Source organism: Aquabacterium sp. A08, from assembly GCF_011742065.1.
In genome coordinates this window covers 1-337 of record NZ_JAAQQT010000094.1, presented here as the reverse complement: position 1 = coordinate 337, position 337 = coordinate 1, and the positions used below count along the sequence as shown (strand labels likewise).

Sequence of the window (337 nt, the reverse complement as noted above, 5' to 3'; positions counted from 1 at the left end):
CCCCTTTTTTCTTCCGATTTCCCCACAGGAGACCCCACCATGAGCGCTTTGCCCCCACTGCCCGGCCTGGACTTCATGCTCGGCGACGACATCAATGCCCTGCGCGACGCGGTGCGCGACTTCGCCCAGGCCGAAATCGCCCCACGCGCCGCCGCGATCGACCGCGACGACCAGTTCCCCATGGACCTGTGGCGCAAGATGGGCGACCTGGGCGTGCTCGGTATCACCGTGGGCGAGGAATACGGCGGCGCCAACATGGGCTACCTGGCGCACATGATCGCGATGGAGGAGATCTCCCGCGCCTCGGCCAGCGTCGGCCTGAGCTACGGCGCGCACA

1 protein-coding gene is annotated in these 337 nt (G+C 67.4%); it reads left to right on the top strand.

All coding sequences use genetic code 11. From position 1 onward, the window contains the following. Positions 1-39: 39 nt before the first annotated feature. Positions 40-337 (top strand): acyl-CoA dehydrogenase family protein (locus tag HA630_RS00540; RefSeq protein ID WP_208299883.1); only part of this gene is annotated, 298 nt, incomplete at its 3' end.